Source organism: Polyangiaceae bacterium (assembly GCA_015075635.1).
Classification (GTDB): Bacteria; Myxococcota_A; Polyangia; order Polyangiales; family Polyangiaceae; genus JADJKB01.
The window spans coordinates 1,012,049-1,025,882 of the sequence record JABTUA010000003.1; the positions used below are offsets into that span (position 1 = coordinate 1,012,049).

General features: G+C 71.4%; 13 protein-coding genes and 1 pseudogene. 7 read left to right on the forward strand and 7 right to left on the reverse strand.

Going from position 1 to position 13,834, the window contains the following annotated elements; translation table 11 throughout:
- The first annotated feature begins 659 nt into the window (after window positions 1–659).
- Together HS104_35125 and HS104_35130 are read left to right on the forward strand one after the other, a co-directional pair.
- Window positions 660–737, forward strand: a pseudogene (locus tag HS104_35125) (energy transducer TonB).
- A gap of 262 nt (window positions 738–999) precedes the next feature.
- The gene (locus tag HS104_35130) at window positions 1,000–1,905 is read left to right on the forward strand and encodes a glycine--tRNA ligase subunit alpha (GenBank protein MBE7485189.1); all 906 of its coding nucleotides are present in this window, start codon (window positions 1,000–1,002) and stop codon (window positions 1,903–1,905) included.
- Window position 1,906: 1 nt separating this feature from the next.
- Here HS104_35130 and HS104_35135 read toward each other — a convergent pair whose 3' ends face one another.
- Window positions 1,907–2,473 (reverse strand): sigma-70 family RNA polymerase sigma factor, encoded by a 567-nt coding sequence (locus tag HS104_35135; GenBank protein ID MBE7485190.1) that lies wholly within the window; start codon window positions 2,471–2,473, stop codon window positions 1,907–1,909.
- Window positions 2,474–2,538: 65 nt separating this feature from the next.
- A complete protein-coding gene (locus HS104_35140) occupies window positions 2,539–2,709 on the reverse strand; it encodes a hypothetical protein (protein ID MBE7485191.1) in 171 nt (56 codons plus the stop codon).
- A gap of 77 nt (window positions 2,710–2,786) precedes the next feature.
- On the opposite strand from HS104_35140, the gene HS104_35145 reads away from it, so the two are divergent.
- On the forward strand, window positions 2,787–3,317 hold the full coding sequence (locus HS104_35145) for a hypothetical protein (protein ID MBE7485192.1): 531 nt from the start codon (window positions 2,787–2,789) through the stop codon (window positions 3,315–3,317).
- 4 nt (window positions 3,318–3,321) lie between these two features.
- Here the strand turns inward: HS104_35145 and HS104_35150 are convergent, their stop codons facing one another.
- Both HS104_35150 and HS104_35155 read right to left on the reverse strand, forming a co-directional pair.
- Window positions 3,322–3,855, reverse strand: a complete 534-nt coding sequence (locus HS104_35150) for a peroxiredoxin (GenBank protein MBE7485193.1) — start codon at window positions 3,853–3,855, stop codon at window positions 3,322–3,324.
- A gap of 58 nt (window positions 3,856–3,913) precedes the next feature.
- On the reverse strand, window positions 3,914–6,331 hold the full coding sequence (locus tag HS104_35155; GenBank protein ID MBE7485194.1) for a Smr/MutS family protein: 2,418 nt from the start codon (window positions 6,329–6,331) through the stop codon (window positions 3,914–3,916).
- 79 nt (window positions 6,332–6,410) lie between these two features.
- Here HS104_35155 and HS104_35160 point away from each other — a divergent pair, with 79 nt between their 5' ends.
- The 3 genes from HS104_35160 to HS104_35170 all read left to right on the forward strand — a co-directional run bounded on the left by HS104_35160 (window position 6,411) and on the right by HS104_35170 (window position 9,812).
- Complete coding sequence (locus tag HS104_35160) at window positions 6,411–8,390, forward strand: protein kinase (protein ID MBE7485195.1); 1,980 nt, start codon at window positions 6,411–6,413, stop codon at window positions 8,388–8,390.
- 1 nt (window position 8,391) lies between these two features.
- A complete protein-coding gene (locus HS104_35165) occupies window positions 8,392–8,772 on the forward strand; it encodes a hypothetical protein (GenBank protein ID MBE7485196.1) in 381 nt (126 codons plus the stop codon).
- Window positions 8,773–8,957: 185 nt separating this feature from the next.
- On the forward strand, window positions 8,958–9,812 hold the full coding sequence (locus HS104_35170; protein ID MBE7485197.1) for a phosphate/phosphite/phosphonate ABC transporter substrate-binding protein: 855 nt from the start codon (window positions 8,958–8,960) through the stop codon (window positions 9,810–9,812).
- Window positions 9,813–9,836: 24 nt separating this feature from the next.
- Here the strand turns inward: HS104_35170 and HS104_35175 are convergent, their stop codons facing one another.
- Window positions 9,837–10,487 (reverse strand): DUF4230 domain-containing protein, encoded by a 651-nt coding sequence (locus HS104_35175; GenBank protein ID MBE7485198.1) that lies wholly within the window; start codon window positions 10,485–10,487, stop codon window positions 9,837–9,839.
- Window positions 10,488–10,566: 79 nt separating this feature from the next.
- Window positions 10,567–11,034, reverse strand: a complete 468-nt coding sequence (locus HS104_35180) for a hypothetical protein (GenBank protein MBE7485199.1) — start codon at window positions 11,032–11,034, stop codon at window positions 10,567–10,569.
- 91 nt (window positions 11,035–11,125) lie between these two features.
- Here HS104_35180 and HS104_35185 point away from each other — a divergent pair, with 91 nt between their 5' ends.
- The gene (locus tag HS104_35185) at window positions 11,126–12,496 is read left to right on the forward strand and encodes an Ig-like domain-containing protein (GenBank protein ID MBE7485200.1); all 1,371 of its coding nucleotides are present in this window, start codon (window positions 11,126–11,128) and stop codon (window positions 12,494–12,496) included.
- A gap of 21 nt (window positions 12,497–12,517) precedes the next feature.
- Here HS104_35185 and HS104_35190 read toward each other — a convergent pair whose 3' ends face one another.
- Complete coding sequence (locus HS104_35190; GenBank protein ID MBE7485201.1) at window positions 12,518–13,828, reverse strand: DUF4026 domain-containing protein; 1,311 nt, start codon at window positions 13,826–13,828, stop codon at window positions 12,518–12,520.
- Window positions 13,829–13,834 lie beyond the last annotated feature (6 nt).

A 13,834-nucleotide genomic window follows, 5' to 3' on the forward strand; every position in this document is an offset into this window, starting at 1 on the left:
TGGTGAAGTAGATCCGGTTCTGGGAGTCCCAGCCCAGGCGGTCCTGCACGTCCTTGGTGCCCGCGGAGCCGCCGAGCTCGGCCTGAGTGACGATCTCGACCGGGGAAGGCGAGGCGGCGAGCGCGTCCACGACCCACAGGCCGTAGACCCCGTTCGTCACCATGTCACCGGTGTAGGCGATGTATGCGTTGCTGGTCGAGACGCTGAACGCCCACGCGAACTCGGTCACGCCCAGCGAGGTCGCAGGCGTCTGGCTCAGCCGCTTGGGAGCCGTGCCGCCGGCGGCCGGGACCACGTAGAGCGACATGACGTTGTCCATGTCGCCTTCGGCGGTGTAGGCAATCCACTTGCCGTCCGGGGACCAGGCGATGCTCTCGATGGGCCGATTAGCCGCGGGCATGGTCGCGACGCTGGTCGGCGAGCCGCTGCCGTCCTTCGCGTAGACGTTCAGGACCGGGTTGCTGGTTGCGGTGTCGCGTCCGGCCACCGCCACTTTGGTGCCGTCGGGAGAAGGAGCGACATCGTAGACGTTGTTGCCACCGGCGAGGCCCGACAGCGCCAGGAGGCCCTTGGTCGTGCCTTGGAAGGCCCCGACCTGCTCCTTGCCGGCCGTGTCGAAGTCACCCCAGAAGTAGACCTCCGGAGAGGCCACGGTGCTGCCGCCCGTGCCGCCGGTGGCGCCGCCTGTGCCGCCGGTGGCGCCGCCGACTCCTCCGCCACCGAAGCCACCGCCGAAGCCGCCGCTGCCGCCGGTGGCACCCGTGCCGCCGCCGCTGCCGCCGCTGCTGCCTTCGCTGCCGCAGCCGGGCAGCGCCAGAGCGATCAGTCCGAGAGCCGTGAACGAGACGCGCAGGGAACGCAGGGTCATGCTGGTGCTCCTTTCGAGCGGAACGGAGCTCGCCGGTAGCAGAGGTCTGGTGCGCTCGCAACGAGAGCAAGTGCGCCCACTGGATCGAACCATTTGCGCGGCATCCTCCGGCGCCCTAGCCTTCCGGCGCCGTGTACTTCCAAGACCTGATCCTGACTCTGCAACGCTTCTGGGCCGAGCGTGGCTGCTCGGTCGTGCAGCCGTACAACTCCGAGGTCGGCGCCGGCACGTACAACCCCGCCACCTTCTTGCGCTCGCTGGGGCCGGAGCCCTGGAACGTCGCGTTCGTCGAGCCGTCGCGACGTCCGACCGACGGCCGCTACGGCGAGAACCCGAACCGGCTGCAGCAGTTTCATCAGTTCCAAGTGATCTTGAAGCCGAGCCCCCTCGACATCCAAGACCTGTACCTCGAGTCCTTGGTCGCCTTGGGCACCAACCCGCTGGAGCACGACGTGCGCTTCATCGAGGACGACTGGGAGAGCCCGACGCTCGGGGCTTGGGGGCTCGGTTGGCAGGTGTGGCTGGACGGCCTCGAGATCAGCCAGTTCACCTACTTCCAGCAGTGCGGCGGCTTCGACTGCAAGCCCGTGAGCGGCGAGCTGACCTACGGCCTGGAGCGCATCGCCATGTACCTTCAGGACGTGGACAACGTATACGACCTGGCCTTCGACGCCCGGGTGAAATACGGCGAAATCTACCAGCGCGCCGAGTGGGAGTGGAGCACGTACAACTTCGAGGAGGCGGACGTCAAAGCGCACTTCGCGACCTTCGACCACAGCGAAGCAGAGGCCAGGCGCCTGCTCGAGCGTGACGAAGACCCGCTGAAGAAGCTCGTCTTGCCCGCCTACGACCACGTGGTGAAGGCTGCGCACGCCTTCAACGTGCTCGACGCCCGCGGCGCCATCGGCGTCACCGAGCGCCAGCGCTACATCTTGAGGGTGCGCACGCTGGCTCGGGCGGTGGCGCAGGGTTGGATGGCGCAGCGGGAGGCGCTGGGCTTCCCCCTGCTCCGGAGCGCGGCCAAGGCCGCGGAGTGAGTCAGGAGCAGTCGCTCGTCTCGCAGTGGCAGTCGAGGCAGCCGTGCGTCGCGCAGGTGCCGCAGCTCTTCTCGAGCTGCTTCCTGAGCGCCTCGCGCGCGCGAAACACCCGCACGCCGGCGTTGTTGGCAGAGATCCCGACCCGCGCGGCGAAGTCCTTCACGCTCCGCCCCTCGAGCTCGACGCTGCGTAGCGCCTCGGCGTACTCGTCCTTCAGCGTCGGCAAGAGCGCCGTGACGCAGGCGCACACCGCCTGCTGGAGCTCCTCGTCGCTCGGCGGCTCTGGCTCTTGAGCCAAGGCGTCGAGGGCGCGGGCCTCCGACCCACGGCTGCGGTAGTGATCCGCCAGGGCGTTGCGCAGCAGCCGGTAGAACCAGGCCACCGCGGACTCGCCCTCGCGCACCCCCCCCGCGCGCTCGATGCCGCGCACGAATGCCTTCTGCAAGATCTCTTCGGCCAGCTCGCGGCTCCGCGTGCGGCGCTCGAGGAAGGCGAGGAAGCTCCGGTGATTGTCCACGAGGGCCCGCACGACCTCGGTCGAGTCGTCGCGGCGCGCGTCTTCGTTCATCCCAGGATTCATGGGGGAAGGTCGGGGGCGCCGCAACCCGATCGTCGCGGCGCCCCCGCTCCGGTTCAGCAGCCGCAGGTCGGCGGGCAGTCGCAACGCTCCCCGCACCCGCAGCTCGTCCCGCAGCAGCAGCGGGTCTTTGCGGGAGGGGTCGCCTCGCTCCGTTTGCAGTCGCAGCTCTGGGCGTGACAGGGGTTGCAGCTACAGGCGCTCGAGGTCTTGGGCTTTTCGTTCATCGAATCCGTCCTTTCGACCGTGCTGACGGGTGGGGTGTCGGGGCATTACAGCGAAGTTGCGCTATGCTCTGGCAGCGATGGGGAAGCTGGTCCGTTTCACCCTGGGCGGGCTGCTGGTCGTGGCCGGTTGTACCAACGACTACGAAGAGTTCAGCTTCGGCGACGCGGGCGCGGGCGGGTCGGCGGGCGCCGGCAACGTCTCGGGAGCCGGCGGCGCTGGCAACGCCTCGGGAGCCGGCGGCGCTGGCAACGCCTCGGGAGCCGGCGGGGGCGCCGGCGATTGTGGGACCTGCCCGCCGGGCATGGTCTGCGAGAACCAACGCTGCCGCTGCACCGCAGCGACGCAGTGCGGCTCGGGCGCAGACGTCGAGTGCAGCGGAGAGGGGCGCTGCGTCTGCGACGGCGATCAGTGTCGCCCCGGCGAGGTTTGCGAGCCCGGGGGCAACGGTCCTCGCTGCTCGTGTAACGGTGGGCAAGACTGCAGCAACAACCAGATCTGCTGCGCGAGCGGCTGCGCCAGTCCCTGGAGCAGCGAGGAGAACTGCGGCGCTTGCGGCCGGGCCTGCGGCGCGGGCCAGCAGTGCATCGCAGGCAACTGCGTCGGCTGAGGCGCTACTCGGCGCGGTCGAGGCCCTGCTGGTGCATGGCCTCGAGCACGGCGAGCACCTCCTGCACGTGCACCGCCGGATCCACCTCGGGAAAGATGCGGCGGATGATGCCCTTGGCGTCGATGATGAACGTGGTGCGGGAGGCGTAGCCCTTGGCGTTCCGCGTCACGCCGTAGGCGTCGAGCAGGCGCCCGTCGGTGTCGCTGAGCAGCGGGAAGGGCAGCGCGTGGTTCTTCTTGAAGGCCGCGTGAGACTCGACACTGTCGAGAGACACGCCCAGCACGTGCGCGCCGGTAGCCTGCAGGCGCTGCCACTCGTCGCGAAACGCACAGGCCTCGCGGGTACAGCCGGGCGTGCCGTCCTTGGGGTAGAAGTAGAGCACCACCGGGCGGCCGCGGAACTCGCTCAGCTTGCGCAGCGCACCCGTCTCGTCCGGCGCGGAGAAGTCCGGCGCCACGCTGATGGGCTCCAGGTGGGAGGTCCCTCGAGCCGGCGGCGTGCTTGGGGTACATGCTGGGCCGAGCGCCAAGAGCAGCATCAGGAACCAGCGCGACATGGGGCAGGCGTAGTGCCGGCGTGCGAGCGCGGCAAGCAGCTCAGCCGAGCCAGACCATGGTGAAGGCGTCGCCGCCGTCGTCGGGCTCCGCAGCTCGGGCCCGGCGCACGTGGGCGGCCGCCGACAGGTGCGCGCGCACGGCGAGCTTCAGCGCGCCGGTGCCGTGGCCGTGCAGCACGTAGCCGACCTGCTCGCCCTCGCGCAGCAGTCGATCGACGAAGGCGTCCACGGCGTCTAGGGCCTCGTCCACGCGCTGGCCTCGGAGGTCGAGCGTGTTGTGCGAGGTGCGCACGGGAACGAAGCCGTCCTGTATCGCCAGGCTGCTCTTCTCGGCGGGCCTAGTGGGCTTCTTGGCGCTCTTGGCCTGGCCTCGGGCGAGCTCGACCTCGTCCAGCCGCACGCTGAGCTTCAGCACGCCCGCCATCACTCGGACCTGTCCCTTGCTCGGGGCCTCCAGCACCTCGGCGGTCTGGCCGAGCTTGGTGAGGAAGACGCGGGCGCCGGGCACGAGGTCCGCCTGGCGCGCGGGTCGGTGCTCGGATTGGGCCGGCTCGAGCGCACGCTTGGCGCTCTCGAGCGCGCTGCCGACCGCGACCTGGCCGGCGGCGGCGTTGACGCTCTTCTCGACCTGCCTCAGCTCGTCGCGGCTCAGCTCGCCACGGCCGACGCGCTTCTTGGCCAAGCTGAGCTCGGCGCGAGCGCGTTGCACCTCTCCGAGCAGCTCGCGGGACTCGGCCGCCAGGCGCGCGCGCTCTTCCTCGCGCGCCTTCTTGCGCTCGGCCTCGATCTCCGCGCGGAGCTGGCGTTGCTTGCGCAGCTCCTCCTCGGCCTCGAGCTTCGCAGCTTCCAGCGCGCTGCGCTCCGCCTGGAGCTTCTGCACCAGCTCCTCGCGGTCGAGGGCGCGCTCCGGCAAGAGGGCCTGCGCGCGCTCCACTACCGACGCAGGCACGCCGTAGCGCGCGGCCACCGCCAGCGCGCTGGAGGCGCCGGGCACGCCGATGGTCAGGCGGAACGTCGGCGCCATGCGCGCGAGGTCGAAGCCCACGGAGGCGTTGACCAGGGGCCCGCCCGAGGCGCCGAGCTCTTTCAATCGCTCGTAGTGGGTGGTGACCGCCACGGCAGCGCCGCGCGCGACCAGCGCTTCGAGCACCGCGGCGGCGAGCGCCGAGCCTTCTTCCGGATCGGTCCCGGCGGCGACCTCGTCCAGCAGCACCAGCGCACGGTCCCCCGCGCGTTCGAGGATGGAGGCCAAGTTCTTGACGTGGGCGCTGAAGGTCGAGAGCGAGTAGAGGATGGACTGCTCGTCGCCGACGTCGGTGAGCACCGGCTCGAAGAAGCCCATCTCCGAGCCAGCCTCGGCCGGCACCGGGATCCCGGCGCGCACCATCCAGGCCGCGAGACCCAGGGCCTTGAGCGCGACCGTCTTGCCGCCGGCGTTGGGGCCGGAGACGACCAGCGCGCGACCCGCGTCGAGCGTGATGTCGTTCGGCACCACGTCGATGCCCTGGATGAGGAGCAGGGGGTGGCGCATCCCGATCAGCCGAGCGCGCGGGACCTCGCTGGGCGAGAGCGCTGCGCTCCGAGTCTCCGCCGCGAAGCGGCAGAGCGCGGCCAAGCAGTCCGCGGTGACGCAGGCCTCGAGCGCGACTTCGAGCGCCGGCGAGTGCCGCTCGACCTCCGCCGAGAGCGCCGCCAGCACGCGCGCCACCTCGCGTTCGACCTCGGCCTCCGCGACCTTGAGCCGGTTGCCGAGCTGGGTCGCCTCCTCGGGCTCGACGTAGAGCGTGGCGCCCGACGCGCTCGAGCCGAGCACGATGCCCTTCACGCGCAGGTGCGCGTCGGAGCGCACGGGCAGCACGAAGCGCCCGTCGTGCTCCGTCCAGTACTGGTCGCGCAACACCTCGGAGTAGCGGCGCATCAGCTGCGAGAGCTTCGAGCCGAGCTCGCGCCGCACTTCGGCCACGCGTCGCCGCGCGTCGCGAAGCGCTGGGGAGGCCGCGTCGGCGACGCTCCCGTCGGCCTCGATGGCCGCCGCGAGCGCATCGCCCAGCGCGTCGAGCTCCGGATCGCTGTCGAGCGCCGCGGCGAGCGCCGGGTGACGCTCTCGTTCCGAGCGTGCATAGGCTCGGAGCGTACGGGTGGCGCCGACCAAGAGGCCGATGTCGCGCAGCTCCTCGCCGCTCGCGACGCTGCCCTTGGCGACGCGGCGCAAGGCCTGCTCGAGGTCGGGCAGGCTGCGCGCTGGCACCGGCGCGTCGTCTGCGAACGCGTCCAGGGCTTCGGCGGTGAGCGTCATGCGCGCGCGCGCTTCTGGGAGCGTCGGCGCGGGTGCGAGCGCTCGCAGGCGCTCCGCCGCGGTGGCGGACAGGCAGGCACCGGCCAGGTGCTCGAGCAGGTGGACCCACTCGAGGTCGTGGGCCGTTCGCTGCTCCCTGGGAGTGCTCTGCTCCTCGTCCACGGCGGGCGCCCTATGGCATGGCCGAATCAGCGCCGCCAGCTCCCGCCCCGCGTTGCGGATTCTCCTGGAATCGACGATCTTGCGGCAGCGCGCGATGCAGACCCAGGAAGGCCTCCCCGACGCCCGCGAGCGCGTGGTCGGTTCGTACGTGCTGAAGCGCCGCTTGGGCAGCGGGGCCATGGGAGAGGTCTGGCTCGGCTGGCACCGCTACACGGAGAGCCTGGCCGCGGTGAAGCTGCTCAAGGAGCACCCGGCGTTGCGCGGTCGGGCGCGGCGCTTCTTCGATCGCGAGCGTCGCATCATCGGTCGCCTGTCGCACCCGAACGTGATCAGCCTGTACGAGGTCGGGCCGGACCACATCGCGATGGCGTACGTGGACGGTCCGAACTTGGCCCAACGTGTGATGAACGGCATCGAGCCGACGTTGGCGATCTCCTACGCGCTGCAGATCGCGTCGGCCCTGTCCCACGCCCACGCGCTCGGCGTGGTGCACCGCGACGTGAAGCCCGGCAACATCTTCATCGACGGCAAGGGCAACGCGTTCCTGGGCGACTTCGGCCTGGCGACGTTGACCGAGGAAGACGCCGACGCGCGTTCCCTCCGGGCCGGTACCCCCGGGTACATGCCGCCGGAGCAGCTCCGGGGCGCGGGGGTGGGGCCTGCCGCGGATCAGTTCGCGCTCGGACGCACGTTGCTCGAGATGCTGGCGGGGGGCCCCGTTTCGCCGCACCTCGAGCAGGCTCTGAGTCAGTTGCCGGCGGAGACGCCTGCCGAGCTCCGCGCGATCTTGGAGACCGCCTGCGCGCCCGAGGCCGACCAGCGCTTTCGCAGCATGGAGGAGCTCTCCCTCGCCCTGAGGCGCATCTCGTTCGACGCGGGCGCGCCGCCGCTGCGTCTGGCACCGGAGCTGAGGGTGAGGGCGCCCTTCGCATGGTGCAGCGCGCCGAGCCGGGTCGAGCGCGTGTCGCACGACGTCGCGCGGGCGGACTACGAGATGGGGCAGATCGAGCGCACCGGGCTCGTGCAGACGGGTGCAGCGCGCCGCCTGCTGGCGAACGCGGGACTGGAGAAGCTCGGGTTTTCCATGTACGCGCACGAGAGCCGGCTCGGCAGCGTCGCCGACTCCGCCGTGCTCGCCCGCGCCAGCGACATCGTGGTGTTGGTGCACGGCACTCTGTGTACCCGCAAGGTCTGGTCGGCGGTCGCGGCGAACATCTGTCGCAGTCGGCCTCAGGTGATCGTGCTCGCCCCCGACGTGCTGGGCTCCGGCGAGTCGACCTGGGACCCGAAGGCTCCGCCGGAGTGTTTCACCACGCAGGCGCTGGTCAGCACGCTGGAGAGCTGGCTCGAGATCTTGGGCGTACGCGAGCTGCCCACCGTGTTGGTCGCGCACTCCGCGTCTGCGACGGCGTTGCTCGGCGTGTCGGACGAGCGCTTCGGCGAGCGCACCTCGCGCGTCGCCGTCACGCCGGTCTTCCCCCCTGCCTCGCTGCGCCTGCGCTGGGGGCTCCGGGCCGTCGCGGTGTTGCTCCTGGTGCTGGGACGCGTGGACTTCCTCCGGCGCTGGCTCGGTCGCGCTGCGTTCCTGCTCGGCCCGGCGACGCGCACGTACACGCGCGTCGAGCGCGAGCGCATGCTGGAGCAGTTCCTGCAGGTGCCCGCGCCGGTGCTGGCGCGCTTCTGTCGCTCGCTGGCGGACGCCCGCCCCGAGCCGGCGGATCGTCTGGACCGCTGCGCCATCGTCGTCGCGAAGGACGACCCGGTGGCGCCGGAGGCCGAAGTCCTCGAGACCCTGGACGCGCTGGGCTTCCCCCGCCGCAGCGTGCACCGCATCACGGGCTCCGGGCACGTCCCCCACATGGAGAGCGACGAGCACCCCGAGTGGACGCTGCGCAACTTCGACGAGCTGGCGCGCATCGCCGAGTCGATGTTGATGTCCGCTCGCGAGGGAGCGCCGTCGAGCACCGTCATCGCGAGCACCGTGCTGGTCTCGAGCGACGCGGAGAGCGACGCGAGCGGGCCCGATGCGCCTCACCCGACGCCCGGTGGGGAGGCCTGAGTTGGCGAAACAGCCTGGTGAAATCCAAGTTCAGCGCGTCACCCCCGGCGTCGTGCTCACGCGCATGCGCGGCCATGCGACGCTCGAGCACTTCGCCCCGATCAAGTCGGCGGTGGACGCGGAGCTCGAAGGGGGCGGCCGCCCGGCAGTGTTTCACGACTGGGAAGCCATGACCGGGTACGACAGCGCCGTACGCGTGGCGATGGCCGACTGGTATCGCGGCGTGGAGGACCGAGTCGCCGAGGTGCACGTGCTCGCGTCGAACCGGATGGTCGCGATGGGCGTCGCCGTGGTGGCGCTGGCCGTGGGCGCCCGGATCCAGAGCCACGCGTCGCGCGCGAGCTTCGAGCGGGCGCTCGGCGAAGCGAAGCGCCGGGCCTGACGGGCGGCGCTTCCGCCGCGCTCGACCTCACACGGCTCGGGACGTCGGACCCTGCGCAACGCCTGCGTCGAGCCGCCGGGCCGCGCCGCGGTCTTGACTGGCGCTCGCCCACGCGCCAGCGTCGGGGGGTGACCGATTCGCCCGACGCACCGCCGTCCCAGCAGACGCCGCTTCGGATCGGCATGGTGGCCGCGCCCACCCGCACCTCGCTCGGGGGCGGGGAAGCCGCCCAGCCGGTGATGCGCGCGCGCCTCCACGCATTCTGCGCCGCGCTGACGCGGTGCAGCGGCCTGCCCGCCGAAGGTCGGGACTTCGACGATTACCCCAGCCTGCTCGAAGCCATGTCGGCGGGAGCGCTGGATCTGGCCTGGCTCCCGCCGATCGTGGCGATGCGCGCGGCGGCCGGCGGGCGCTCGCTGCCCATCGTGTTGCCGGTGCGGCGCGGGGTCTCGAGCTTCCACTCCGCCCTGTTCACCACCGTCGGCTCCGCGGTTCAGCGTCCGCCGGACCTGAACGGCGTGCGCGCCGCCTGGGTCGATCGGCAGAGCGCCTCCGGCTACCTTTTGATCCGCGCCGCGCTACGCGCGCAGGGCGTGGACCTCGAGCAGGCCTTCTCCGAGGAGCACTTCTTCGGCTCCCACGAGGCCGTGGTGCGCGCCGTGCTCGCGGGCACCGCGGACGTGGGGGCGACCTTCCTGCATCACGACGCGAGCGGCACGGGCGTCTGGCGGGCGGGCTGGGGGGACGCAAACGTGCACATCGTCGCGCGGGTCGGCCCGATCCCCTCCGACGTGATCGCCGCGGGGATTCACGTCCCGGTGTCGCAAATCCGTGCGGTGCAGCGCGTGCTCACCGCGGAGGGTCAGCCGGAGCTGGCCGCCGCTGCCAGCGTGTTGATGGAAGCCGACAGGTTCGTCGTTGCCGAGTCGGCGCACCTGAAGCCTCTGGAAGACTTGCTCGACTTCCTGGAGGACGCAGCGCGGCCCTGGCACTCGATGCTGCCGCCGCCGAACGCGCGGGTGGCCGAGCACGGAGATTGACCCGCGCTGACCTGGGCAGCGGGGTCACACAGCCCGCACGCTGACCTCGACGCTGCGGAAGCCGAGCGCTCGCAGCAGGTCCTCGACGCTGCGGCGCGCGCTCGCCCCGGCCTTGTTCAAGATGCCCGCCTCGCGGGCGGCCGACGCCAGCTCCTTCTCGGCGCGCGCGCGCGCGTCGCTCTCGAGGCGCGGGTTGTGCTTGGCCAAGAGGTCGGTCTTGCGGCTGTGTACGTAGGTACGCTCGCTGTCGAGCCGTGCGCTGAAGATCTTCGGCGCCGGCAGCGTGACGCGTACGCTGCCGGTCTGGCGATCGACGTGCACGTCGTCTTCGTCGAGGTTCTCCAGGTCCACGCCGGCGACCACGTCACCGGCCACCACCAAGAGCAGCGAGTCCTCGGCCTCGAACAGCCCGTACGCACGGGTCTGCTGGTCCTTCACGTCCATGACGCGCTCGAGGTGGTACTCGGCGCTCTCGAGCCGTGACAGCTCGCGGATGGAGGTCACCACGTTGGGGCTCGGGCGCACGATGGTGACGGACCGCGTCGCACGCGGCAGCAGGAGCGGCGGAGAGACGTCGAGCTTCTGGCTCGCGATCCCGAGGCCCACCCCAAGAGCGAGCACCGCAGACAAGAGCACCGCTCCGAGTCCGCGACCACGTTTCACTTCGGCGTTCATGCGCCAAAGGTAGCGCGCGAGCGGGTTCTGTCGACGTGACAGCCGGGCCGCACCCCGCGAAGCGGGATTCGCGCCGCGCTCACTCGGCGGCGGGTTGGCTCGATTCCGGCCAGGAAAGCCCGAGCATCGGCTCGCGTCGTCCGATGCGCAACGCCACCTTCACTCCCGAGCGCGTCGCGTCCGTGTCGAGCGCTGCGGCCAGCCCGAGCAGGTTCTCGCACACGCGCGCGCTGACCGCGTCCGACACGCTGAGGATGATCTCACCGCCGCTGCTCTTGCCGAGCCGCGCGAGCAGACCTCGAGCCAGCACGCTGCGCGCGGCAAACGCCGCCGCGTCCGTCCGGTCGTTGGCGACGATCACGGTCTTGTCGAGCCGCCAGCCGGTGGCTTCCAGCCGGGCGATGCGGTTGGCCACCTGCGTCACCAGCGAGGTCGGCTCCCCTTCGTAGTGTTGCGCGACCACCGCGAGGTCACCCCCGCGGCTCGGCTGGAGCCACCTGGGCCAGCTCGCACCGAACTCGATCACTACCAGCGTCGCGTCTCGCATGAACCGGGGGATAGGTCGTCAGCGCCGAAGTGGCCAAAAACTGAGCCAACATCGGGCTGGCGGCCGGGCCGAAACGGCGTAGGCTCCGCCCATGACTTTGCGGGGAATCTCGGGCCTATCGCTGACTTTTGCGGCTCTCGCGCTGGCCTGCGCGGCCGACGATTCGGGCGACCTGGGCAGCGGGGGCAGCGCCGGCTTCGGCGGCGTGGTCACCGGAGGCACTGGGGGCGGAGGCGCCGGCGGCACGGGGGGCGGCAGCGGGGGCGCGACGGGCGGCAGCGGCGGAGCGACAGGCGGCGCGGCCGGTGCCGCTGGCTCCAGCGGTGGCATGGCCGGGGCCAGCGGGGGTGGCAGCGGCGGCACGGGGGGCGGCAGCGGGGGAGCGACGGGTGGGAGCGGCGGAGCGTCGGGCGGCGCGGGTGGCAGCGGTGGCAGCACGGGCGGCGGCGGTGGCAGCACGGGCGGCAGCGGCGGCAGCACGGGCGGCAGCGGTGGTGCAAGCGGCGGCAGCGGCGGTTCCGGTGACACCACGCCTCCGACCGTCACCGCCACCACGCCTGCGCCCACGACCACCGGCGTCGCGAAGGGCTCGAACGTGGCGGTCACCTTCGGCGAGGCCATGCAGGTCGCCTCGATCACGACCAGCACTTCGGGCACGAGCTGCACCGGGACGATCCAGGTCTCGTCGGACAACTTCACGACCTGCGTGGCGATGAGCGCGCAGCCGGTGGCGAGTGCCGGGAACACCGTGTTCACCGTGACTCCCTCCGGCGGGCTCGCGAGCCTGGGCGCCTACAAGGTCCGGGTGACCACCGCCGCGAAAGACGCGTCGGGCAACGCCCTCGCCGCCGTGTACACGGCGGCCGATGCGTTCACGGTCCGGTACTTCCACACCATCACCATCGACGGCGTGAACGACTTCGCGGCCAACGAGACCTTCACGACCTCGTCCGCGGGCTACAGCGGCTACCTGGCATGGGACAACGCCTACCTCTACGTCGGCATGTCCGGGGCGGACGTCGGCGCGAACAGCGCCACCAAGTGGCTCTTGCTCTACTTCTCGGGCACTCCCGGCACGACCACTGGTGTGACCTACAACACGCAGCAGCCCACGCTGCCATTCAGTGCTCGGTGGCACGCTCGCTGGCGCACCAACAACAGCTACACCAACGCGCAGCTCTGGAGCGGCTCCGCGTGGGGCGAGGCATCGTGGGACTTCACCGGCGACGTCTACCAAGCGGGCACGTTCGTCGAGATGCGCGTGCCGCTGGTGGACATCGGCTCCCCGACCACGCTGTCGCTGCACATGGGCATGCTCAACGAGCAGGGCAGCGTCGAGGCCACGTATGCCGCAGTGCCCTCGTCCTCCCACGCGAACGGCTACGATCCGAACTTCGGCAAGTACCTCGAGCTCGCGCTCACCGGCTCGGTCGCGCCGAACGCCTCCCCAGTGAAGCCCTAGGCAAGACTGCTCGAGCCGAGCCTAGTGCAGCTGGCTCTGCTCGCTGAGCAGGCGCTCGAGCTCGGCGACGCTGCCGGCGTCGAAGCGTCCGGCCTCGCACAGGATGGCCCAGTCCGTGAGGTGCTCGAGCGCGTGTCGCCCGCGGTCGCCTTCGTGCAGGCGAGCGACGCGGTACGGCGCGTTGAGCAGCGTGGCCTCGACCTCTCCCGGGCCCCGCGCGTGGACCTGGAACCACAGGTGCTCGCGATCGGAGTCGTCCTCGGCGCCGTCCACGGGGTAGCCGAGCTTGACCAGGAACAGCCACTTGTCCTGCCCGCCGAAGCCATCGAACAGCCGAAGGAAGCGCGGGAGCCGCTCGCTCGCGAGCAGCGCCATGCGCTCCGTCTCCGCGGACGACACGTAGAGCAACGGGTTCTGCTCGAGCACGGGCACGTACACCGCGAGGCTCTGGTACTTGGTCCCGAACAGCGCCCTCTTCGGCGCGAACAGGATGGCGCGCGCGCCGCGGTGGGCCTCGTCGCGGTCCTTCTCGCCACCGGGCGTGTCGTCGCGCACCTTGCCGAGCCCCTCCGACCAGGGCAGCCAGGTGAGGTCGATGTCTTGCCCGACGGCGAACGCCTCTCCCGGCTCCGGCAGACCCCGCTCCAGGAACATGGCGGCGACCGAGTTCATCAGCTCGCCGACGAGACCGGCTCGTTCGCCCGGCACGTCGAGGGCGTCGAGCTCGACCAGCCCGCAGCGATCCAGACCGTGGGTGTGGAGCCAGTGGAGCGCGGCGCCCGGCTCGGCGACGTCGTGAATGGAGAACAGCGCGACGGGCGAGGGCGGGATTTGGGTCTCGGCGAGCTCGCGAAGCCACGCGCCCGGGTGCGGCCGGTAGGCGTTGACGTCGAGCACCAGGATGGCCTCCGGCGCCAGCGCGAAGAGCAAGCGCGCCTGGGCGTGGTAGTCGGCGAGCGGGTTCGCAGCGAAGCCCATGCTCACGCACACCGCCCAGGTCGCGTGACGCCCGTCGTTCAGGTCGCGTGCCGTCACGCCCCGCCACGGGACGCCATCCGTCAGCATGCCGTGCGGCGCCGGCTCCAGCCAGGCGCGCGCGAGCGCGGGCTCGGACCTTCCCCGGACCGCGAGCTCGATCTCCAGCTCCCAGAGCGCTCCTTCGTGCTCGGGTGCCACCGGCGCTGCGTGCGTGACGCCGAGCTCCGCTCGTTCGAGCGACGCGAGCGCGTCGCTCAGGGAGAGCGCGCCCGAGCCCTCCGGCAAGATGGCCAGGAGGTCCGAATCCGGCGGATCCTCCAGCAACCGGGCGAGCTCGGGCGGAATCTGGGCCACGCCGCC